Annotated in this window: 19 protein-coding genes; 7 read left to right on the top strand and 12 right to left on the bottom strand. The window is 43.9% G+C overall.

All coding sequences use genetic code 11. The features are described from left to right. Positions 1-19 precede the first annotated feature (19 nt). The 9 genes from U0R10_RS08550 to U0R10_RS08510 all read right to left on the bottom strand — a co-directional run bounded on the left by U0R10_RS08550 (position 20) and on the right by U0R10_RS08510 (position 10,778). On the bottom strand, positions 20-727 hold the full coding sequence (locus tag U0R10_RS08550; protein ID WP_377983551.1) for a hypothetical protein: 708 nt from the start codon (positions 725-727) through the stop codon (positions 20-22). A gap of 259 nt (positions 728-986) precedes the next feature. Further along, positions 987-2,921 carry a TonB-dependent receptor gene (locus tag U0R10_RS08545; protein WP_377983550.1) on the bottom strand — a complete coding sequence of 645 codons (1,935 nt, stop codon included), beginning with the start codon at positions 2,919-2,921 and terminating at the stop codon, positions 987-989. Between the two features lies 1 nt (position 2,922). Beyond that, on the bottom strand, positions 2,923-3,579 hold the full coding sequence (locus U0R10_RS08540; protein WP_377983549.1) for a hypothetical protein: 657 nt from the start codon (positions 3,577-3,579) through the stop codon (positions 2,923-2,925). Between the two features lie 19 nt (positions 3,580-3,598). Beyond that, positions 3,599-4,363, bottom strand: a complete 765-nt coding sequence (locus tag U0R10_RS08535; RefSeq protein WP_377983548.1) for a glycosyltransferase family 2 protein — start codon at positions 4,361-4,363, stop codon at positions 3,599-3,601. Further along, complete coding sequence (locus tag U0R10_RS08530) at positions 4,350-5,618, bottom strand: glycosyltransferase (RefSeq protein WP_377983547.1); 1,269 nt, start codon at positions 5,616-5,618, stop codon at positions 4,350-4,352. Before U0R10_RS08530 ends, U0R10_RS08535 begins: the two co-directional genes overlap by 14 nt. Then, positions 5,618-6,733, bottom strand: a complete 1,116-nt coding sequence (gene wecB, locus U0R10_RS08525) for a non-hydrolyzing UDP-N-acetylglucosamine 2-epimerase (RefSeq protein WP_377983546.1) — start codon at positions 6,731-6,733, stop codon at positions 5,618-5,620. Before wecB ends, U0R10_RS08530 begins: the two co-directional genes overlap by 1 nt. A gap of 226 nt (positions 6,734-6,959) precedes the next feature. Continuing rightward, positions 6,960-8,159 (bottom strand): glycosyltransferase family 4 protein, encoded by a 1,200-nt coding sequence (locus tag U0R10_RS08520; RefSeq protein WP_377983545.1) that lies wholly within the window; start codon positions 8,157-8,159, stop codon positions 6,960-6,962. Beyond that, positions 8,156-9,652 carry a lipopolysaccharide biosynthesis protein gene (locus U0R10_RS08515; protein WP_377983544.1) on the bottom strand — a complete coding sequence of 499 codons (1,497 nt, stop codon included), beginning with the start codon at positions 9,650-9,652 and terminating at the stop codon, positions 8,156-8,158. The genes U0R10_RS08520 and U0R10_RS08515 overlap by 4 nt, the downstream gene beginning before the upstream one ends. 16 nt (positions 9,653-9,668) lie before the next feature. Beyond that, on the bottom strand, positions 9,669-10,778 hold the full coding sequence (locus U0R10_RS08510) for a glycosyltransferase (protein WP_377983543.1): 1,110 nt from the start codon (positions 10,776-10,778) through the stop codon (positions 9,669-9,671). 56 nt (positions 10,779-10,834) lie between these two features. On the opposite strand from U0R10_RS08510, the gene U0R10_RS08505 reads away from it, so the two are divergent. Continuing rightward, on the top strand, positions 10,835-11,776 hold the full coding sequence (locus tag U0R10_RS08505; protein WP_377983542.1) for an NAD-dependent epimerase/dehydratase family protein: 942 nt from the start codon (positions 10,835-10,837) through the stop codon (positions 11,774-11,776). Here the strand turns inward: U0R10_RS08505 and U0R10_RS08500 are convergent. Next, on the bottom strand, positions 11,751-12,452 hold the full coding sequence (locus U0R10_RS08500; protein WP_377983541.1) for a class I SAM-dependent methyltransferase: 702 nt from the start codon (positions 12,450-12,452) through the stop codon (positions 11,751-11,753). The two genes, U0R10_RS08505 and U0R10_RS08500, sit on opposite strands and share 26 nt — an antisense overlap. Next, on the bottom strand, positions 12,442-13,560 hold the full coding sequence (locus U0R10_RS08495) for a hypothetical protein (protein WP_377983540.1): 1,119 nt from the start codon (positions 13,558-13,560) through the stop codon (positions 12,442-12,444). Before U0R10_RS08495 ends, U0R10_RS08500 begins: the two co-directional genes overlap by 11 nt. A 92-nt stretch (positions 13,561-13,652) precedes the next feature. Between U0R10_RS08495 and U0R10_RS08490 the strand changes: the two genes are divergently transcribed. Genes U0R10_RS08490 through U0R10_RS08465 form a run of 6 tightly spaced genes read left to right on the top strand, consistent with a single transcriptional unit; the run spans position 13,653 to position 19,934 of the window. Beyond that, complete coding sequence (locus U0R10_RS08490) at positions 13,653-14,897, top strand: M16 family metallopeptidase (RefSeq protein WP_377983539.1); 1,245 nt, start codon at positions 13,653-13,655, stop codon at positions 14,895-14,897. Then, complete coding sequence (ispF, locus tag U0R10_RS08485; RefSeq protein ID WP_377983538.1) at positions 14,894-15,373, top strand: 2-C-methyl-D-erythritol 2,4-cyclodiphosphate synthase; 480 nt, start codon at positions 14,894-14,896, stop codon at positions 15,371-15,373. Before U0R10_RS08490 ends, ispF begins: the two co-directional genes overlap by 4 nt. Position 15,374: 1 nt before the next feature. After that, positions 15,375-17,624 carry a RelA/SpoT family protein gene (locus tag U0R10_RS08480; protein WP_377983537.1) on the top strand — a complete coding sequence of 750 codons (2,250 nt, stop codon included), beginning with the start codon at positions 15,375-15,377 and terminating at the stop codon, positions 17,622-17,624. Positions 17,625-17,673: 49 nt separating this feature from the next. Next, a complete protein-coding gene (locus U0R10_RS08475; RefSeq protein WP_377983536.1) occupies positions 17,674-18,159 on the top strand; it encodes a Fur family transcriptional regulator in 486 nt (161 codons plus the stop codon). Positions 18,160-18,183: 24 nt separating this feature from the next. Continuing rightward, positions 18,184-19,464, top strand: a complete 1,281-nt coding sequence (locus tag U0R10_RS08470) for an adenylosuccinate synthase (protein ID WP_377983535.1) — start codon at positions 18,184-18,186, stop codon at positions 19,462-19,464. Positions 19,465-19,466: 2 nt separating this feature from the next. Then, positions 19,467-19,934, top strand: coding sequence for a hypothetical protein (locus U0R10_RS08465; protein ID WP_377983534.1), 468 nt, complete (start codon positions 19,467-19,469; stop codon positions 19,932-19,934). 136 nt (positions 19,935-20,070) lie between these two features. Here the strand turns inward: U0R10_RS08465 and tsaD are convergent, their stop codons facing one another. Then, entirely contained in the window at positions 20,071-21,069 is a 999-nt protein-coding gene (tsaD, locus tag U0R10_RS08460; RefSeq protein WP_377983533.1) for a tRNA (adenosine(37)-N6)-threonylcarbamoyltransferase complex transferase subunit TsaD, read from the bottom strand. Positions 21,070-21,097 lie beyond the last annotated feature (28 nt).

Here is a 21,097-nt window from a genome sequence, read left to right as displayed (position 1 = left end):
AGGGTAGATCAATTTTAGTTTACTTCTTTTTGAATCCGAATTTATGGTCGAAAATACCTAGTTTAATCCCCACCTGTCCAGAAAATCCTTGCATGTCTTTTGTGCTATGTTCGCCCACCGCAAAACGATAGTTGGCAGCAGTAAATAACCGTACATTTTTCAATACGTTTAGTTCAACTTGTATTCCAGGCTGAATCCCTATTGCCTTATTTCCCCGAAATCCGAATTCGAAGCGATCATCATCGTGGTCATCATGGCGACGTTTCATCGATTGTGGCCTGATATTATCAGTGTCGAAATCTGCATCCAACCGATCTCCTCGTGTACTAATAACCCCAATGGCTAGTGGAAAACTTACATGAAAAAGGGAGTTTGCTTTAGGTGTGTAAGCAACAGTAAAGGCATGAAACGATTGTGGACTTTTTGATGCATTTTCGTCCCGTAATTTACGTAAAACGCTTGCGCCAATTTCCCATGAATTGTTGAGATGAAGTGCCGCGGCTATGCCAGCTTGCGTACCTATTTGGCCGAACTGGACTATGGGTGAGATGCTAAGCCCAAATGTTTGAACTGGATTTTTTTTAAGACCGCCAAAAAGTGTTTTGGCTTTTGAGGATGAACTACTGTCATTTTTAATGACAATAGGTGAGCTAGTTGCTTCTTGGGCTTGTGCGTTCACGGCAAATAATCCAAGGCATAAGGCCGTTAGGCGGATTGAATTGTGCATAGGTGTGTTTGTTTTTTCGAATACTAGTGTTAGTTGTGAACTTACCTAAATGCATTCGATTTATTTAAGTAATATGAGGACTAACGTATACAATGTACCGATTAGTATACTTTATATCTATAATTGTCTAAATACAGTACTTAGTCGACGGAATTTTAAGCTCGGTATTTTGAGTTTTTAAATTGGTAGCTTGGGCTCGTTTCCCAAAACTAAGCTCACTTTTAAGATTTTGAAAAGATTGAAGGAGCAATGCGCCCTACTAGTTGAACAAAAGTTTAAGTCCCAAACTGAAATTACGACCTGCCGACGTATTATAATAACGTCCGCCTAATGCATTTAAATCAGGTCCTGACGTATACATCGTATCGCCTATATTCTCTGCACTTAGCCAAACATTCCATTTTCCACGCTGGTACTCTACCTTTGAATTCCATAAATGAACTGCAGGTAATTGGTCCGTATTGGCATCATTTAGGTAAATTTTATCGGTGTAGGTGTATTGCATATGCCAACGAATCCATGGCGAAATCGCATAACTCACCGTACTGGCATGTTGGAACGGACTCGTTCCCGTCAACCGGTTTCCGGAGAAGTTTTTGCCCGCAATTTGATAGTTGACAAAGCGAAAGTTTTGAATCGTTTCGGCATTAGTCAGTTCAAGATTCTGCCCTATTTTCCACACATGGCTCAACTCGATTCCTTGTTGGCGTGTCCTCCCCACATTATCAAAATACTCGGATCCATCAGCGGCCCGACGAATCACAATCGTTTCATTGAGGTCAAATTGGTATACGCTCAGATTCCATTGTAGGAATTTGGATTTGCCGCGCCAACTCACCTCTTTGTTCCAGCCTTTTTCTGCACGAAGTGATCTATTGATAATGCCGGTCGATGGTCGAATTTCACCTAGGCTAGGAGGAGAATAGCCGTGCACGACTTTGACAACTAGGTTTTGCCGTGGTGTTATATGATGTAATAGGGCGATTCGTGGCGAAAAGATACCTTCATTGCCGATAAATTCTGTCCAAAATTGATTGTAACTTCCGGCTAAGGTCAGATTCCAGGAATTATTAATTTTATATTCCCCTTGCAGAAATAAACTAGCGTTTTGCAAAGTAGTATTTTGCGTTAACTGCAGCGTGTCTTTCGTTCCTTTTTTATTTCCAAAAGTTTGGCTATCAAAAATGCCCGTTTGGAATTCAAGGCCACCGTCTACGCTAAGGTCATCATTTTTGAAGTGGATGACATTCCGACTACTAAAATTGAGCTCTTTCCGAATTTCATAGTTACGGATGGTTGGGTTTTCGATTAAATTTAGTTGCGCTGACCGATTACTTGTCGCACTCCAGTGTTCATTCCACCGACTCGTCAGTTGGACTCCTACACCTAAAGTTTGCAACCGAAAAGTTGCTTTTTGGTCAGCCGCACTTAAAAATGCACCTGCAGCTGGTCTAGCTTGTCGGGGATCAGCTTGGAATTGCTTTAGGGTAAGTCCACCGGGTGTTTGGTACGTCACGCGGCCAAAGTATGTGATGACATCTAGTTGTGTATTTCGACCTAATTCTTTGTGGTATTCATACGAAAGCCATTGTTTATTGATATCCGATTGTTTCCGATATCCCTCTTGATTCCAATAGCTCGCATATACCCGATGCCCATTTGTCTGCAAATCCCAGCTCTGTTTATAACCTCCAAGGCTGTTGGCAACCTGCTGATGAATGATTTTTTTCTGCGTGGCATTGGGGCTGTTGAATAACATAACTCCACCTGTTCCCGCACCATATATTCCGCCGCTTGGGCCTTTGATAATGGTAAGTTCATTAAAAAAATCGGGGTCAATCAAGGCCAAATAGGTATTGTTTCCGGCATCCGTTAGGGGCATTTGATTCCAATAAACCTTCACATTTCGTACACCAAAAGGGGCACGAAGTGCACTCCCCCGAATCGCCATGCGATACGAACCAGGTGATCGTTCTTCCATGCGCACACCAGCTTGCATGTTTAGCGATGTGACAAAGCTGGTATTATTTGTGCGAGTCAAGTCTTGCGCATTCAAGATAGCAATGGCATCAGGACTAGAAAAGGCGGATTTTTTTTGTTCAAAAACACGAACGACTACTTCATTTAGCTCGGTCGTTTTGATCGTACTGTCAGCACTAAAACTCATGAAGCTTAGTAAAATGGATAGAAGCATGTTAAAAGAAGTAAGTTACTTGGGCGCTTGTTAATTTTAGATTGGCAAATGTTCCCCCATACTGAATTTGTTCATAGTCAAATCCGAAGGACCAATTGGTTAGCCGGAATTCAACACTAGCCTGATAACCTATTGGATTATCGAGTGGGGTACTTAGTTTATTTTCCCAATCTTGTAAACTCACCCGCGCTAAAAAAGGTTTAAAAACCTTGACCTGAGCTGTCGTCTTTACTTTTCCTTTCGATTTAAATCCAATTCCTGCGCGTAGTCCATGAAGTGAAAATTTCTCATCTGTCAAGAAGTCGTTATTCGCACTTTGAATTTTTTTAGCCATGCTCATACTATACACACTCGTGGTTGCAAAAAATCCAATTTTCGTGAATTGGTTCACGCCAATTTCCCCTTTTCCACCCCTAAATGCCACATTTTCATTACCGAGCTGGGTGCGTTGCAGGTTCCCGATTATGGTTAATTGGCCAAACAACTGCGTAGGTTTACCCGGTTTTTGAAATTGCAATGCTGCCGTTGTATTTAATGTTTGTTGGCTTTCCCCCCAATTCAATCTGCTCGTACCAAGGCTGGTTGAAAAACGAAATTTTTGAGCCCAACATGGAGCCAGCGAAAGGCAAGAAATAACAAGTAGGAGGTAAAATTTCATGAGCCGCAATATACCACTGTTACCAATATTTTCCGCCTTTTTTCAGGGCAAAGGCTACGCCTCTCAGGATAATCCAGCCGTGAGCAACTAGTGTTTGGATGAACCCAAAATGGCTCTGCATAACCTCAAAGCGCTCAGTCCATGATCTTTTTAGATTTTGTACGGAGGCACCTCCCATTAGGTATCTGCAAATGGGCTCCGACAATTGAATCGTTTTGTGGCTTAGCTTGAGGCATTTAATCTCCCAGTCGATATCTGAGCTTAACTGGTATTCTACATTATATCGTGGGGCCAGGTCACGCTTGACAATAAATGATTGGTGGCAAATAACCATGCCACGTTTATATGATTTCCAGGTAAGTTTTTTGGGAATTCGATGCGGCGTCACCACGCTTCGCAGGCCTATTTCCTGTCCAAGCATATCCACAAACATGGCATCGCCTACGAGTACATCAGGATCTGATTCCAGCGCTGTGAGTATGAGCTCCAACGTATTTTTAGCGGCAAAAGTGTCCCCTGCATTCAAAAACAGCACATATTCACCGTTGACTACCTGAAGACCCTTATTCATGGCATCATAAATGCCACGATCTTTTTCAGAGATTACCTGATCAATGTCTTGCTGATAGGAATTAATCAATGCAAGCGTTCCATCTGTGGAAGCTCCATCGACAATAACATATTCAATGGCTGAACGATGCCCCTGTTCCAATATGCTTTGGATGGTGCGTTCCAGAAATTTCTCCGCCTGGTAGGTGATCGTGATGATGCTAAGCTTGGCCATCCGGGAGGTATTTGAAGTAGAGTTCGCTGTGCTTTTGGGCAATAATATCTTCCTGATAGCTGCTTATTACTTTATCGCGTGCAGCCTCATTTGGTGTGTGGTTTAGTGACCATTGGATGCCGGAGGCGAGTTCGTTTGCCGACAAGTATTCCGCGACAAAGCCGTTCACTTCATGGTCAATCATTTCGGGGATGCCGCCCACGTGAAAGCCGACGCAAGGTGTTCCGCAGGCCATCGCTTCCATGATGGTGTTGGGTAAATTTTCTTCCAAAGAAGGGGTAATAAATACGTCGGCCGCCGAATAGATCAAACGCATTTTCGATGGATCAGCGATGTGGCCCAAGCTTGTTGCCGGTAGGGGAAGTGCCTTGATTTCGTAGCTATCGATGACATTGCCCACAAGTAATAATTCCGTGTTTTTGGCTGTTGCTGGGTTTTCTTTTTTCCAGATTTCTAGTGCTTCTTTTAGGTAACTAAAACCTTTGGTTGGCGTATTTACCCGCATGGCAACAAATAGTATGTATTGTTTCATGGGGTTAAGTTGAAGCGTATTTTTAGCGTCGGATATCCGCTGAAAGAATTCGGTATCCAAGGCATTTGGAATAGATTCAATGCTGCGATGCGCGAGGATGGTGCTTTTTTCGGCACGTGATTTTAGCCATTCGCTGCAGGTAATGATGTGTAAATTGGGGTACTCAAATGCAAAGATTTTGCGCGCCCACATGCGATGTGATATATCCCAGCGCTCGGGTTTATTCACAAATTTGCACGACCCACAATTGGTCTGAAAATTCTCGCAATCTCCGCTGTGGTGGCAACCTCCCGTAAAAGCCCACATATCATGCAAAGTCCAAATAACTGGTTTGCCCAATTTCAGCAGTTGCTCAATGTTACTGATGGACAGGAATCCAAAGTTGACCCAATGCAAATGAATAATATCCGCCTGTTGAATGGCAGGATGGCGGCTGATATCCTGGCCAATTAATCCTGGATTGAAAAGGAAACGGATGGATTTGCTTTTTTCACTTGGCAGAAAATATAGGCGTTCCAGGATAAAACGGATCCAGTTTCCTAGTTTGGCCCACAGGCCTTTTCGAATCAATTCAGCACCATCATCTCCCGATTTTTCCTGCACTAAATACGTCACCTGATGGCCAGCTTTTTGAAGCGCTTGTTGGAGCCGCCCCGCAGCAATGCCCGCACCCCCATTTTGGTTGTGGTAGGAAAGGAGGACGATATTGAGCGCTTTAGACATTAGGCTTTACAGATTTGGTCTAATGTTTGTGCGATGCGTTCCGCAGCTTTTCCATCCCAAAGTGGTGGTATTTGACCTTGTTTGCAATTTCCTTGCAAGATGTTTAGGAGGGCTTGATATGTTTTGTCTGGGTCGAGGTCGGCCAATAACTGATTCGTCCCCAAGGTTACCGTAATCGGTCTTTCGGTGGAATCGCGGAATGTTAAACAAGGTATTCCGAGATATGTTGTTTCCTCTTGAATGCCGCCTGAATCGGTTAGGATCGCTTGCGCATGGCTCATCAATTGGATGAATTCCAAATAGCCTAAAGGCTCGGTTAAAATTAAATTTGGGTTCGTATTCAGTTGCTCACTCAATCCATATTTATCCATGTGAGCACGTGTGCGTGGGTGGATAGGGAAAACGACTTTGGTTTGGGTGGTACTTAGTTCGATTAATCGTAAGATGGATTTCAGTCCTTGCTCCGTGTCGACATTGGCCGGTCGGTGCATAGTCATGACTATATAAGACGTTGGACGCTGGACGTTAGACGTTAGACCAAGGTCTTCTAAAATTGTGCTGCTTTTCGCTTTTTCTTGGTATCGCACAAGGGAGTCAATCATTACGTTGCCCGAAAAGAATACTTTTTCGTCGGGTACACCTTCATTTTTCAAATGGTCGATACCGCTTTGTTCCGTAACAAAGAGGTAATTGGCCACAGAATCAGTCAAAATACGATTGATTTCCTCCGGCATGTTGCGGTCACCTGAACGGAGTCCAGCTTCCACATGCGCTAATGGAATTCCCATTTTGATAGCGACGAGGGTACAAGCGAGGGTAGAGGTGACATCACCTACAACGATAACAAGGTCGGGTTTTTCTGCGAGGAGGATGGGTTCGAAGGCCAACATGATTTTGGCGGTTACTTCAGAGTGAGTACCTCCTCCAATGCCTAGAAAGAAATCGGGTTTCGGTAATTCAAGTTGCGTGAAGAAAACATCACTCATTTTGGCGTCAAAGTGCTGCCCGGTATGTACAATTTTAGAAGTCCAGTTGGGAAGATTTTGAATCGCGCGATGCAGCGGTGCGACTTTCATGAAATTTGGCCGTGCGCCGACTACCTGAATTACTTTCATTTAGAAATCTTTGTAGGAAATGATGGGGACAAAGATAAGGAAATGAGTTGAGAATTAAGAGTTAAGCGGGGTAATGTAGGCTTACCTATCAAACAATGCTCTGTATGTTTTATAACCCTAGGCTTCAGCCTAGGGAATCGACGCATTCGCGTCTCAAACTTTGGCAAACCTGGAAGGATTGCCAAAGGGATTGCCAAAGGGATACGGACTGACGACTATTGACTGACTACTGACGACTGTTGATTGCAAACTTAAACGCCTCCATATAATTCCCTAGCACCGTATGAATATTGATTTCCTTCTCAATGATTTCTTGTGAGCGCTTACCCATCACAGCGATTTGCGCCGGGTCTGCAAAAAGATTTTCAATGACCGATGTTAAACTTGCCACAGATCCTGACTTGAAAAAGTGGCCATTATACCCTTCACGAACTAAACGCTTTTCCGTCCCATCAGCCACGGAGCAAACCACGGGTTTCGAGAAACACATGGCCTCGTTGATGGATAAACCACCCATGCCTGCCAAAACATAGATGCCTGATTCGCACGTAATTTTGCCTAATTCGGTAGGGTCATAAATGCCTCCATGAAATTGGATGAAATCGTTTACTGCTGCTTGCGCTTTTAACGCTTCCAATTCAGGTCCATCGCCCACAATACTAAGTTCGGTCTGGGGATATTTCGCATGTAATGCTACGGCCGCTTCAATCAATACATCCACTTGCTTCCATTTCACTAAACGTCCGATGTGCAACAATCGAAAGGGATTAGCTTGGACATCTTTTAGCTGGTTGGCAGTGGCCAATAAAGCATCCGTATCCGGTGAATTGGCAGTGACAAAAACCTTCTCCGCCGGGACGCCATAGGATGCATGCATGGCTACCGCCTCATCCAAATAATTAATATGCGCATCCACTAGATTGCTAAATAAGCGACGTGTCTCCCGGACAATCATGAACTTGACACGCGCCAGAATCGATGTATTTTTCTGATGCGCCTGATTATTCTCCGTCACACCTCCACCTTGTAAATAGTACGAAATTGCCTCATTATAATGAGGTACCTGAAATGGGATTTCCTTGGAAATGAGTGCCACGTTATTGCGGCGTAAGAAATTATACCAACTCGGATAAAAGACAAATGAAGCCTGATAAGGCCAATTGACCATCAACACATCCGGCTTCTCCTGTAAAATCAATTCCTTCAGTCCTCGGAAAAACTTCTTTCCATAATAGGTCGTATATTCTTCCTGATAAAATACCTTGAACTCAATGCCATCTTTACTCTCAAAAACACCAGCCCCCAAAGTCGCACCCTTACTTGCGGGCACCACCACACACACCTCCACACCCATCTCGCGCTGAAGTTTATTTAAGACCAAATTGTAATAATGCGGCAAACCTCCCGCTAATGACATCAACTTCATTTGCTCAATTTACTTTTAATCAATGCCGATAAATCGGGTGATAAATCCAGCGCCCATCCAGCCAAGAAAAATAACAATCCTACCGCTGTCGAACGCACGCCTAAATTTAGGATCCAAGCAACCCAATCTCCCTCGCCTATGACGGGAATAAACGACACGACATACCAAACACCTAGACTCAATAGCACGATCCAAGCCGTTTTCCACTCAAAAGGTTGCAAGCCCATTTTGGCCCACAAGAAAAAATACTTGATGGCATTATATCCCGCTAGCGCAATTAATGACGCAAGTGCCGCCCCATTATACGAATATAAAGGGATGAAAATTAAGTTGCCCACCACAATACCCACCGCTAAAATCATATAGAATAATAGGTCATATCGGTAGTATTTGGAGTTGATCAAGATCTCCGAATTTAAGCCCGTGCCCATATCGATAATCTTCGAAATGCCCACCATCAAAACCACCCAGCGCCCCGCTTCATACACCTCATGCCTTGGGATGATTTGGTAGATGAAATCCAAATTACACCAAATAAGCAAAAACAAAAAGCAGCCCACTAAGAGTAAATTGAGCGATGATTTTTTGTAAATATCTTCGATCTGACTGGTGTCATTTCGCTTCCATGCTTGGGCCAATAATGGCGTACTGATCGCCGCGATGACGTTACGTGGAATCGCAATCATCAATCCCATCCGGGAATTGATATCGAAAATGGCCGTTGTTCCCAATCCACCCGTATACGCCGGAAGCATGATTTTTTCTACATGCTGTATCAACGTGAAACTTGCTCCCGCTAAGATAACCCAACCGCCATAAGCCACCATTTCCTTGAAGATCGGTTGGCGCAAAAAGGAAAAATCCAAGCGCGTGTAAAATCGTTTTAATTTCTTGATGTAAAGTAAAAGCGCGATGACCGCCACGAGGTAGGAGGCGGTAATGCCTTGCACCAACTGGTCAAATGATAAATAACCTAATCCAAATCCTAGGATCAAACAGGCATTCGCCACCCGTAAATAGAACTCCCGAATGATTGCTGGAACGACAATGCGCAGGTGGACACGGGCGTAGGATTCGAGCACCGACATATATAAAAAGCTTCCTGTCAGCGGAATGATGTAATAAAAATATTGAGGTAATAGGGGGGAATTGGTTGCGTAAATGGCATTAAATGTACCACGCAAGGCGATGTAGCCTAAGGTAAAAAGTCCCCAACCCACTAAAGGAGAGATCAATAAAAACGAGAAAAACCCGCGATGCTCATTCGATGGATCATCAAAATGTGGGAAAAATCGAACCGCGATATGCGGAATTCCCAACTGGGTAAAGGAGGCAAAAATGAGCGGAATGCTGACTAAGGCGCCCGCGATCAAACCTACTTCCGACTGACTTAAAAACTGATTATAGAGAAAGATAACATTGAACGTCCCGATCGCGGTACCCAAGTAGGTGACGATGGAGGCTTTAAGACTTTGCCGAATGACGATTCCCATGCATGATTTGAATAAGCTACAAAACTACAAATTTTACGACACTTTTGATTTTTTGGCTGAGCTTCACCACGTCGTAGTTCATTTCGATGTGTTTTCGAGCTGACACCCCCATGCGCAATCGGTCTGCTTCGTTTTGGATTAGAAACAGGCAAGCTTCCGCCATTCCCTGAACATCATGTTCATCGGTTAGCAATCCCGTCTCGCCTTCAATGACAGCATCAGGTATACCAGCATGTCGGGTCGAAACCGTTGGCAAGCCGCAAGCCGCCGCTTCTAAAATTGCTACCGGAGTTCCCTCCGAATCCCCAGCTTTTGTAATAATGGAATGTTGGACAAACACATCTGCCGCTTGTAAATAGGGCAAATATTCAGCCTGTGACATGGCTCCCAAAAATTCAACCTGTTCAGATAATCCCTTTTCGCGCACAAATGCCTTCGCCTCTTCCCACATGGGACCATCGCCTATCATCTGTAGTCGTGCCTGAGGAAATTGTTTTATCACCATTTCAAACGCCCGAAGCGTATGAATGGGTCCTTTTTTCTCGGCAAATCGCGCCACGGAAATGAAGGTGAATCGTTCTGATTTTTGACCTCCCGGTTTAAATGTGGACACATCTACCCCACATGGAATGACATATAAATTAGCCAAAGGTCCTGCGATCGCTTCTAAATTTGCGCGCATGGAAGCCGCAACAACAATCACCGCTTGGGCTTTTGGTAGCATCGCTGCATAGTCGGCCCGGTAGGTATCCAACGTCTTTTTTTCATTGGCATCGAAACCTAAAAATACAATCGAGTAGGGTATTCCTAACGCAAGACAAGCCTCGTAAATATTACTTCCCAGTGGTCCGTAATTGGCCAAAAATGCATCGATATGATTTGTGCGTAAAAATCTTTTCAGGTAATACTGATAGATTTTCCGATAAAGACCGGGTACTAGATTTCTTAAACTACCCCGGATAGCTAGGTGCGAAAGCGGAAATGGATAAATGGATTTGCCGCTATAGGTTTGGTTGGGTAGCCAGCCTTCATACAGAACTTCCACAGGTTGCAATTGCTTGATTTGCTCGTCGATAAACGTCTCGGAATAGGAGTGAAAATTCGATCGGGCAATAAGCAAATTCATATAGCTGGGGGTATTTTCTACGAAATTACCCTATTTTTGCTTTACATACTGTGGTCATGGATAAAATTCTACTTGTAGGTGGTGCTGGTTTCTTAGGGTATAATTTGCTTGATTTTGTTCAAAAACAAGCAGGTAACGCGCCTGAGATCGTTGTCCTTTCCCAAGAGATTCCTGAATCTTCGATTCAATTTCCCGATGTGATTTTTGTTGCCGGCGATTATGCAGATGCTAATTTGCTTCAGCATTTATTCGAAAAACATTCCTTTACACATGTCTTTCATTTTGCGAGTTCGATTATTCCTGCGTTGTCTACGCAGAATATTCAGGCAGATGTGGAGACAAATTTATTGCCAACCATCGGTTTGATGGAGGTGATGAAGGCCTTTGGTTGTACGCAAATCGTTTACCTTTCTTCGGGTGGTGCGGTCTATGGAAATGAGGAGCCGAGTCATAAAAAAGAAAATCAAGCGTGCCAGCCGATTAGTTCCTACGGCATTATCAAACTGGCCGTGGAGCATTACATTCGTTTGTATGCCCATTTATATCAAATCGATTATTTGATTTTGCGCTTATCCAATCCTTTTGGTTTGCATCATCGTTCTGAAACGCAAGGTGTCATAAACATTGCGGTTCGAAAAGCATTAAAGGGCGAGACCTTTGTGGTTTGGGGAGATGGAAGTCAGGCGAAAGATTATTTGTTTGCGGAGGATATTGCGCAGGCCTTGATGCAACTGATGGCTTCCGATGTTAAAAATCAAACGATTAATATTGGTTCAGGCCAAACACTTTCCTTAGTCCAAATCATCGATTTGGTGAAACAACGCATGCCGCATTTTCAGGTAGAATTTGTGGAGGCGATGCCAACGGATGTCCAACAAGTAAGTTTGGATATTAGTAAGCTAAAATCAATGATTCCTTTCACGCTCAGTCCTTTGGCTGAAGCATTCGAAAAAACCTTTGCCTACGAACAGGCTAGACTTTCTTCGCTACGAGAATAAAGGTACACGCATCTTCATTACGGGATTTTGATCCGATAATCTTATCAAAAAAGATAATGAGCGGTTGCATGATGATGGATAAAACGGGTCGAGCAAATTTAGGTAGCTTGAAAAGAATGCCATCCTGAAACAATTGAAGGCCCATCGAAGAGCGACCTAAAATACCTTCGAAATAAACCACTTCAAATCCAGCTTCTTGAACGATTTTTTTCAGGCCTGTCGACGTCCAGCGCCAAAAATCCGTTGGGTCCGGATGAAACATCCAATAACCATGTGTCGACAAAATCAAGTTTCCATCCTTCGCTAAAATCCGATGCGCCTCTTTTAAATAGGCTTTTGGGTCTTCTACGTGTTCGAGTACCTGGGTAGATAATACAAATCCTACGGTGGCATCGGGCATATCAATCACGCCTTTGGGATCTACGGTTACATCCGCTTTTGTGTTATAGGCCAAATCTAATCCGATATACTGCTCCACAAATGGGGCAAATAAGGGTTCGTAGGGTTTATTCCCGCAACCGTAGTCGGCAATCAACTGATGTGGCGAATGCCTCACATATAAACTGATGACCCGTTCGAGTTGCTTACGGAGCTGGTGCAGGTAATAATAGCGGGCGGACATGCGTCCCCAGATCTTCGGATAAAGGCGTTCGATGCCTGCTTCTCTACTTTCCATATGCGTTGACAAGTCTTTTTTGTTCTTCGATCGAATTTTTATATTCGACAAATTCGGCTGCTTTTCTCGCCCAATTCAAAGCTTTAGCCCGATTGCCTTTTCGGTTTTCGATGCGCGCAATACCCATGAGCGCTAGGCCGTGGATGTCTTTGGTAAATCGTTCTTCCCAAGGATGCTGCATGGCTTTACCATAATGAGCTTCCGCCACGTTATATCTTTTCTTTTCAAATTCCTCGCGCATGCCTCGAAACACGTGCGCCGCCCCCATCATATAGGCGGATTTTGATTTCTCCAGTTTTTGGATGAATTCCTCCGCAGCTTCATATTGACCAGCAAGTGTCAACAACTCAGCTCTCTGCATGTTGAACAAATGGTTTTCTGGGTATTTAGTGACTAATATTTCGGAATAAGGTAGTCCCTTACTCGGCGTACCTTCATATTTATTATACACATACGCCAAATAAAAAGTAGACTCATTCTTCACAAACGTTGATTTGCGAATGGCTGCTTCCAGTTGAGACAATCCCAACCGCTTATTCCCATCTTCGAAAAAAACCATGAAGGGGCGAATGACGGAATGTAGTTCTGGATAAACGATGCGGTAGTAATTATAGATACCCGCTGAATACAAAAATTCCGGTTGGCGCTCCGTATTTCGTAACCCAATTTTCAAATGGGCATACGCCTTCCGCGTGTAGTTGACCGCCTTCACATAGTTTTGATAATCATTTTCATACGCAGCTAAAAATCCGAGGGATGAGATGCAGAAAAATACGGCTTCTTGGTCATTGTGATTGCGTTCGTAGGCTTCGGATGCCAAAGAGTATGTCAGTTCCAAAAAAGCTAAATAGGCTCTACTTTGAGCAGGATGGTCGTTTAACGGGAAATATTGTTTTTCAAGCTGCATGGCTGAAAGTAAATAGCCGGCAGGGTTTTTGGGGTATTTGGCTTTCACTGCATTGAAATCATCCATCGATTCCTTGAAGTCGTAGGCATACAAGTGGTCCAATCCTTGGGAAATAAGTGCCTTGGCCTGAGCATCTTGGAGGAGCTGACTGAAGCTGGGAAGGGAGGTTAAAAGAAAAATGCCAACGAGCAGTTTGCGCATAGTTAAAAATTGAATTGTAAAAATAGGGAAGCTCTGTGGTTTTTGGGCCTAATTTTTTACTTTTGTTTCTATTTCTTTTTTATTCATACCCCATGATTTCATACGAACAATTTACGCTTGCTAATGGTCTTCAGGTGATCGTTCACGAGGATCCGACCACCACGCTTGCGGTGATGGATGTTATTTATGATGTGGGGTCTCGTGATGAGGAAGCACATCGTACCGGCTTCGCACATTTGTTCGAGCATTTAATGTTTGGGGGATCAGAAAATATTCCCAATTACGATACGCCATTGCAACGGGTGGGCGGTGAAAACAATGCATTTACGACCCCAGACCTAACTAATTATTATATTTCAGTCCCAAGCCAAAATTTAGAAACGGCTTTTTGGTTAGAGTCCGATCGCATGAAACAATTGGCCTTTAATCCGGAATCATTAGAAGTTCAGCGCAAAGTGGTGATTGAAGAATTTAAGCAACGTTACTTAAATCAACCGTACGGCGACTTATGGTTGAAGTTTCGTCCATTGATTTATGCGGTACATCCGTACCGTTGGGCTACGATCGGGGCAGATATTAAACATATTGAAGAAGCGACCTTGGATGATGTCAAGGCCTTTTTTGCCCGCTATTATGTGCCTGCGAATGCGATACTAGTGGTCGCAGGAAAGGTGACTGTTGACGAAGTAAAGGTGCTCGCCAAAAAGTGGTTTGAGCCGATTCCGGGTGGTGAAAAGCCGGAGCGTTTTCGCATCCAAGAACCGGAGCAAAAAGAAGATCGACGGATGGAGATTTCGGCGGATGTTCCAGCCGATCGAATCTATCGGGCATATCCGGTTCCGGGGCGCTATCAAGCTGGTTTTCACGCGGTTGATTTGATGAGTGATTTACTTGGGAGAAATGAATCATCTTTTCTATATGTACATCTAGTTCAAGATGCGCGTATTTTTGATTCATTGAGTGCGCATCAAACAGGTTCATTGGATCCGGGATTATTGGTGATACAAGGGCAGGTGGCTGAAGGAATTACACTGGCGGAGGCAGAGAAGGCATTGGATGAAGCCATAGCAAATTTTGTACAAGCGGGAATTCAGGAGACTGATTTGCAGCGTGTCAAAAATCAAGCGGAGGCATCTTTAGTTTTTGGTGAGGTAGAAGTGTTGAACCGGGCGATGAATTTGGCCATGGCGGCGAATGCAGGAAATGTTGATTTTGTCAATACCGAGGCGTCACATATAGCTGCCGTTCCGCTGAAAGATTTACAATATTGGGCTGAGCATTTATTTGTTCGCGGCAAAAAGAATACATTGCTTTATCGTAAACAACAGGTAGCATGAAAATCAGGGTAGGACAAGGGTATGATGTTCACAAATGGGTGGAAGGTCGGCCATTTATATTAGGAGGTGTGGAGATTCCGAGCGATTTTGGTCCCTTGGGACATTCGGATGCAGATTTAGTTTGTCATGCGTTGTGTGACGCACTTTTGGGTGCTGCGAATATGCGCAATATTGGGTATCATTTTTCAGATACCGATCCGATGTGGAAGGGAGTGGCGTCAACGTTATTGTTGAAAAAGGTGATGGAGATGATTCGAGATAAAGGCTGGGAAGTGGGGAATGTGGATGTAACCGTGGTGTTAGATCGCCCGAAGTTAAATCCACATATTCCATCGATTAAAGAAAATTTAGCCTTTGTCATGGACATTGACATAGATCAAATTTCTGTGAAGGCAACAACTTCGGAAGGATTGGGATTTGTGGGTAGAGCTGAGGGTATTTCCGCGATGGCGGTCGCATTAATTCAAGCCAAGTGATATGATCATTGATTTAGAAGCGGAACGTCTGGAGATTTTAAAACGCTATCGCAAGCTTTTGCGTACGGCCAAACCGTATCTAAAAGACGATGATGCCAAAGAAATCAAGAAAGCCTTTTTATTGTCGGCAGATGCCCACAAGGAAATGCGTCGTAAATCGGGCGAGCCTTACATCTATCACCCATTAGCTGTTGCACAAATTTGTGTGGAGGAAATTGGCTTAGGTACTACGTCAATTATTGCGGCATTAATGCATGATGTGGTTGAGGACACGAATACAACATTGGTGGAAATTGAAAAACTTTTCAATCCCAAGATTGCCCAGATTATCGATGGCTTGACCAAGATTTCCGGGACATTTGAATATGGATCTTCGCAGCAGGCGGAGAATTTCCGTAAGATGTTGCTGACGCTTTCAGATGACATTCGCGTGATTTTGATTAAGCTGGCTGATCGTTTGCATAACATGCGTACGCTGGAAAGTATGGCAAAGGAGAAGCAATTAAAAATTGCTTCGGAGACCATTTACTTGTACGCGCCTCTAGCGCACCGATTGGGATTAAATGCCATCAAGACGGAATTAGAGGATTTGGGCTTGAAGTTTACGGAGACGGAAGCGTATAAGGAGATTGCCCTTAAGTTGATGGAGAACAAGCAGAACCGCGAAAGTTTTGTGGAACAGTTCATTCGCCCCATCAAAAAGTCGTTGGAAGAGCGGGGAATAAAATACACCATTAAGGGGCGCCCCAAATCGATTTATTCGATTTACAATAAGATAAAAAAATCAGACACACCATTTGAGAAGATTTACGATTTGTTCGCGATTCGTGTCGTCTTAGATGTGCCGCTGGAGCGTGAGAAGGGGGAATGTTGGGAAGTCTACAGTATTGTCACGGATCATTATCGCCCGAATCCAAGCCGTTTGAAGGACTGGGTTTCAACCCCCAAATCGAACGGATATGAATCTTTGCATACCACGGTTATGAGTATGCCTTTTGGAAATGATAAGGAGGGACGCTGGGTGGAGGTGCAGATTCGTTCGAAGCGCATGGATGAAATTGCCGAAAAAGGGGTAGCTGCTCACTTTAAATATAAAGGAACGGATACGCGTACTTCGCAGGCTTTTGAGTCTTGGTTAAGCCAAGTACGTGAAGCGCTCGAAACAAACGACAAAAGCCAGTCGGCCGTCGAGCTTGTGGACGATATCAAAAACTCGCTATACAACGAAGAGGTATTTGTTTTTACACCAAAAGGCAAATTAGTCGTCTTGCAAGTGGGCGCTACCGCCCTCGATTTTGCATTTGAAATTCACTCGGAGGTGGGCGGTCATTGCATTGGTGCTAAAGTGGGTGGGAAGTTGGTGCCCCTCTCGCACAAATTGGCCAATGGTGATCAGCTTGAAATTTTAACATCGTCTAAGCAGAAGCCATCGGAAGATTGGTTGCGGATTGTGACGACGACCAAGGCGAAAGCGCGGATTAAGGAATTTATCAAAGAGGAGAATAAAACGTATTTGATTACGGGTCGCGATTTGGTTGAGCATCGGTTGAAGCATTTGGGTTATCCAAATTTGACGTTGGAAATTACAAATCAATTGCGGGCCTATTTTAATGCCAAAGATGCCAATGATTTGTTCTACCGTTTTGGGAAGAATTACATATCGGTAGACCAACTCAAACATTGGAAGTTGGACAAAGAATTGCATGAACGTAAGCAGGCAGAAAAGTCAATTCAATCGCCGATTACGGATACGAAGACGTTCAAGAGTGGGATGCGGCAGGTCGAGAAGGATCGCAAGGATTCGGATATGTTGTTGATTGGTGAGGATATGGATAAGGTGGATTATACCTTAGCCAAGTGTTGTAATCCTATTTCAGGGGATGAGGTTTTTGGTTTTGTGACGATTAATGAGGGGATAAAAATTCATCGGACGACCTGTCCTAATTCGACAGAATTATTGTCAAGGCATGGGGATCGCGTGATTAAGGCGCAGTGGACAAGTCAGATCCAGATGTCCTTTGTGGTGGATTTGACGATACGCGGTATTGACCGGGTGGGATTAGTTAATGATGTGACTCGGGTGATTTCGGATGAGTTAAAAGTGAATATTACCGCGCTTGCCATTGGGGTGAAAGACGGTTTGTTTGAAGGAAAAATTTCGTTGATGATTAATGATACCGCGCACTTGGAAAGTTTGGTTACAGAGCTAGAAATGGTTTCAGGTGTGATCGAAGTGGCGCGCGAAGATTAGTAGCTTTTTTCCCTTTTTTTTCCTTATTTTACGTTGTTTTTTTTCAATAATGTCCGCAGAAATAGAGAAGTTCGATTCGGTTAAAAAGATTTTCACAGCTTACTTGGAGAACAAGGGTTTGCGGAAGACTCCGGAGCGCTTTGCTATTTTGGAGGAGATTTACTTGCGGGATGATCATTTTGATGTGGAGGAGTTATATATCTCCATGAAAAATAAGAAATATCAGGTTTCGCGTGCGACGGTTTACAATACATTAGATGTGTTGGTTGAATGTGATTTAGTCGCCAAACATCAGTTTGGACGTAATCAAGCTCAATTTGAAAAGTCGTATGGTCGCCGTCAGCATGATCATTTAATTTGCACAGATTGTCACAAAGTGACTGAATTTTGCGATCCACGTGTTCAGACCATTCAAAGTTTGGTGGGGGAGATGTTACATTTCAATGTGATGCACCATTCGTTGATTTTTTATGGTTCATGTACGAAGAAACAATGTGAGTCACGGGATCAGTACCAAGCGCGTTCTCAAGAATAATTTTATCATATAGATTACAATTTTATGGCAGTTGATGTATTATTAGGCCTACAGTGGGGTGATGAAGGTAAAGGAAAGATTGTGGATGTGTTAGCACCTCGTTACCAGGTAGTGGCACGTTTTCAAGGAGGACCTAATGCGGGTCACACCCTTGAGTTTGACGGATTTAAGCATGTTTTACATCAAATTCCATCAGGAATTTTTCGCCAGGAGGTTCAGAATATCATTGGTAATGGGGTCGTATTAGATCCGATTATTTTCAAAAAGGAGATTGAAGGCCTGGCGCATTTCAATTTAGATTTACGTAAGAATTTAGAGATTTCGAAGAAGGCTTCGATCATTTTACCGACGCACCGTTTGTTGGACGCGGCGTATGAAAAAGCGAAAGGTGATGCGAAGATTGGTTCGACCTTGAAGGGTATTGGGCCAACGTACACGGATAAAATTTCCCGTCAAGGATTGCGTGTGGGGGATATGATTTCGGCTGATTTTTCAGTAAAATACAATGCTTTGGTAGATCGTCATAAGGCGATTTTAGATGTATATAAATTTGAGTATGATTTAGCTGCTGCGGAGAAAGAGTTTTTTGAGGCCGTTGCGTTTATGAAGGAATTCCATTTAGTGGATTCTGAATATTCAGTGAATCATGCGATTCAAGCTGGTAAGACAATTTTGGCGGAAGGTGCGCAAGGATCTTTGTTGGACGTTGACTTTGGATCTTATCCATTTGTAACTTCTTCCAATACCATCACGGCGGGTGCTTGCACAGGTCTTGGTGTCGCACCAAAGAACATTGGTGAGGTCTTTGGAATTTTTAAAGCCTATGCCACACGTGTGGGATCGGGTCCATTCCCGACGGAATTGGAGGATGAGGTGGGTGAGCGCATGCGTCAGGAAGGTCGTGAATTTGGCTCAACGACTGGTCGGCCGCGTCGTTGCGGTTGGATCGATTTGCCAGCCTTAAAATATGCGATGATGATTAATGGGGTAACTCAGTTGATCATGATGAAGGCGGATGTCTTGAATATTTTTGAAGAAATTTTGGTATGTACGGGTTATGAAATGCCAGATGGTACGGTGACGGATCAAATTCCATTTGAGATCACGGATATCAAAGTGAAGCCAGTGTATGCAACCTTGAAGGGTTGGAATTGTTCATTGGAAGGCATGCGTCGTTTTGAGGAATTGCCTGCTGAGCTTTCGGCTTACATTAAATTTTTAGAGCAACATTTAGATTTACCGATCAACTTTATTTCGACAGGCCCAGATCGTGAGGCGTGTGTGTTGCGCGGTTCATTAGCATAAACATGGATCAGGGAGTAGATTTGGCGGCCTTGTATGTGGATGATGTCATCTATTGGGTTCCTGCCGACCGCCCTGCGGGTCAGGTTGCGGAGGCTCCGGTGGAGGCGTCAGCTGCTGCTTACATACCAGATGTATCTACTCCTTGGCTGATTGTTGGCGAGATCTCTGATCTTGAAAAATCCCGTTTATCTTTAATTTTCTCTGCACCGCCTATGGTGCTACCGGCAACGAATTGGTCGGTGTTAGATCCTGCGGAAATTCAGGTTCCACTAGCTGAATTTGTTGAAAAAACGCGTGCTACACGTTATATATTTTTGGGGGAGCACAGCATTGCGGGCTTACAGGCGCAAGAAGTGGTGGCTATCGGGGATAGTAAAATTTATTATTTCCCGCGCTTTATTTCCACGTTGACGGATGATGAAAAGCCATTGAAAATGGCGTTTTGGAATGCGTTAAAATCGTTCGTGTAGAGACGCTTTGCAGTAAGCCCCAGGTTAAAACCTGGGGTTAATAACCGAAGACTTTAGTCTGAAGATTTTCCCCACACGAAGAATCGGCGCGAAAGCGCCTCAAGCCTGGGCAATCCTGAGAGGTTTGTCCAGGCGATTACAGACTGTACCGTGCTAAAGGCGCGACGTCTTGATCCGTAAATTCTCCTGCTTCGTATTTGAAATGTCCCGCCATCGCAATCATGCCAGCATTGTCTGTGCAATATTGAAAGGCCGGAATGAATACTTCCCAACCTAACTCGGCACCCAATTCTTGTAAGCGGGTACGTAATCCAGAGTTAGCCGAAACGCCTCCCGCAATGGCTATTTGATTGCATTGCTTCTCTTTCATTGCTTTTTTGACTTTTCGCAAAAGCATATCGATGAGTGTTTTTTGCACGGATGCACAAATATCGGCCTTGTTTTCTTCAATGAAATTCGGATTCTTTTGTGTCTCTTTTTGCAGGAAATAGAGAATGGCGGTTTTGATTCCTGAAAATGAAAAATTCAAACCAGGCATTTCACCCAGGGAGAATGGAAATTTATCTGGATTACCTTCTTTGGCTAACTTGTCGATGAGCGGTCCACCCGGATAGGGTAGGCCGATTAACTTAGCGGTTTTATCGAAGGCTTCGCCCACGGCATCGTCTTGCGTTTCGCCAATCACCTCCATCTGTAGCGGGGAAGTTACCCAAACTAATTGGGTATGTCCGCCACTGACCGTAAGGCAAAGAAAGGGGAATGTGGGTTTGGGGTCTTCAATGAAATGCGCCAAAACATGCGCCTGCATGTGGTTTACCTCAATGAGTGGAATGTTTAAACTGAGCGCTAATGCTTTCGCAAAAGAGGTACCTACGAGTAGTGCGCCCAACAAACCTGGCCCACGTGTAAATGCAATGGCATTCAGGTCATTTTTGTTTATATTTGCTTTTTGCAGAGCCTCTTGAACGACAGGAATGATCGCTTTTTGATGTTCTCTACTCGCTAATTCGGGAACGACTCCGCCCCATTCGGTATGAATTAATTGGGTGGAAATAATATTTGACTTCAATTCTCCGTTGACCATTACGGCAGCAGAGGTTTCGTCACACGAAGATTCGATTGCGAGTAGGACCATTGGACTGCAAAAATAGGGCAAAAATAGT

It is taken from the genome of Aquirufa avitistagni, from assembly GCF_042715545.1.
Taxonomy (GTDB): domain Bacteria; phylum Bacteroidota; class Bacteroidia; order Cytophagales; family Spirosomataceae; genus Aquirufa; species Aquirufa avitistagni.
The sequence above is the reverse complement of the archived record's forward strand: the minus strand, read 5'-3'. Positions and strand labels throughout refer to the sequence as shown.

Bases quoted from the DNA above. Each gene is read 5' to 3' on its own strand.
- U0R10_RS08520 (WP_377983545.1), bottom strand. From the start codon at position 8,159: ATGAAGTTGATGTCATTAGCGGGAGGTTTGCCGCATTATTACAATTTG.
- U0R10_RS08490 (WP_377983539.1), top strand. From the start codon at position 13,653: ATGATTTCATACGAACAATTTACGCTTGCTAATGGTCTTCAGGTGATC.
- U0R10_RS08530 (WP_377983547.1), bottom strand. From the start codon at position 5,618: ATGTCTAAAGCGCTCAATATCGTCCTCCTTTCCTACCACAACCAAAAT.
- U0R10_RS08465 (WP_377983534.1), top strand. From the start codon at position 19,467: ATGGATCAGGGAGTAGATTTGGCGGCCTTGTATGTGGATGATGTCATC.
- ispF (WP_377983538.1), top strand. From the start codon at position 14,894: ATGAAAATCAGGGTAGGACAAGGGTATGATGTTCACAAATGGGTGGAA.
- U0R10_RS08470 (WP_377983535.1), top strand. From the start codon at position 18,184: ATGGCAGTTGATGTATTATTAGGCCTACAGTGGGGTGATGAAGGTAAA.
- U0R10_RS08495 (WP_377983540.1), bottom strand. From the start codon at position 13,560: ATGCGCAAACTGCTCGTTGGCATTTTTCTTTTAACCTCCCTTCCCAGC.
- U0R10_RS08510 (WP_377983543.1), bottom strand. From the start codon at position 10,778: ATGAATTTGCTTATTGCCCGATCGAATTTTCACTCCTATTCCGAGACG.
- U0R10_RS08475 (WP_377983536.1), top strand. From the start codon at position 17,674: ATGTCCGCAGAAATAGAGAAGTTCGATTCGGTTAAAAAGATTTTCACA.
- U0R10_RS08550 (WP_377983551.1), bottom strand. From the start codon at position 727: ATGCACAATTCAATCCGCCTAACGGCCTTATGCCTTGGATTATTTGCC.
- U0R10_RS08480 (WP_377983537.1), top strand. From the start codon at position 15,375: ATGATCATTGATTTAGAAGCGGAACGTCTGGAGATTTTAAAACGCTAT.
- U0R10_RS08505 (WP_377983542.1), top strand. From the start codon at position 10,835: ATGGATAAAATTCTACTTGTAGGTGGTGCTGGTTTCTTAGGGTATAAT.
- U0R10_RS08500 (WP_377983541.1), bottom strand. From the start codon at position 12,452: ATGGAAAGTAGAGAAGCAGGCATCGAACGCCTTTATCCGAAGATCTGG.
- wecB (WP_377983546.1), bottom strand. From the start codon at position 6,733: ATGAAAGTAATTCAGGTAGTCGGCGCACGGCCAAATTTCATGAAAGTC.
- U0R10_RS08535 (WP_377983548.1), bottom strand. From the start codon at position 4,363: ATGGCCAAGCTTAGCATCATCACGATCACCTACCAGGCGGAGAAATTT.
- U0R10_RS08515 (WP_377983544.1), bottom strand. From the start codon at position 9,652: ATGGGAATCGTCATTCGGCAAAGTCTTAAAGCCTCCATCGTCACCTAC.
- U0R10_RS08540 (WP_377983549.1), bottom strand. From the start codon at position 3,579: ATGAAATTTTACCTCCTACTTGTTATTTCTTGCCTTTCGCTGGCTCCA.
- U0R10_RS08545 (WP_377983550.1), bottom strand. From the start codon at position 2,921: ATGCTTCTATCCATTTTACTAAGCTTCATGAGTTTTAGTGCTGACAGT.
- tsaD (WP_377983533.1), bottom strand. From the start codon at position 21,069: ATGGTCCTACTCGCAATCGAATCTTCGTGTGACGAAACCTCTGCTGCC.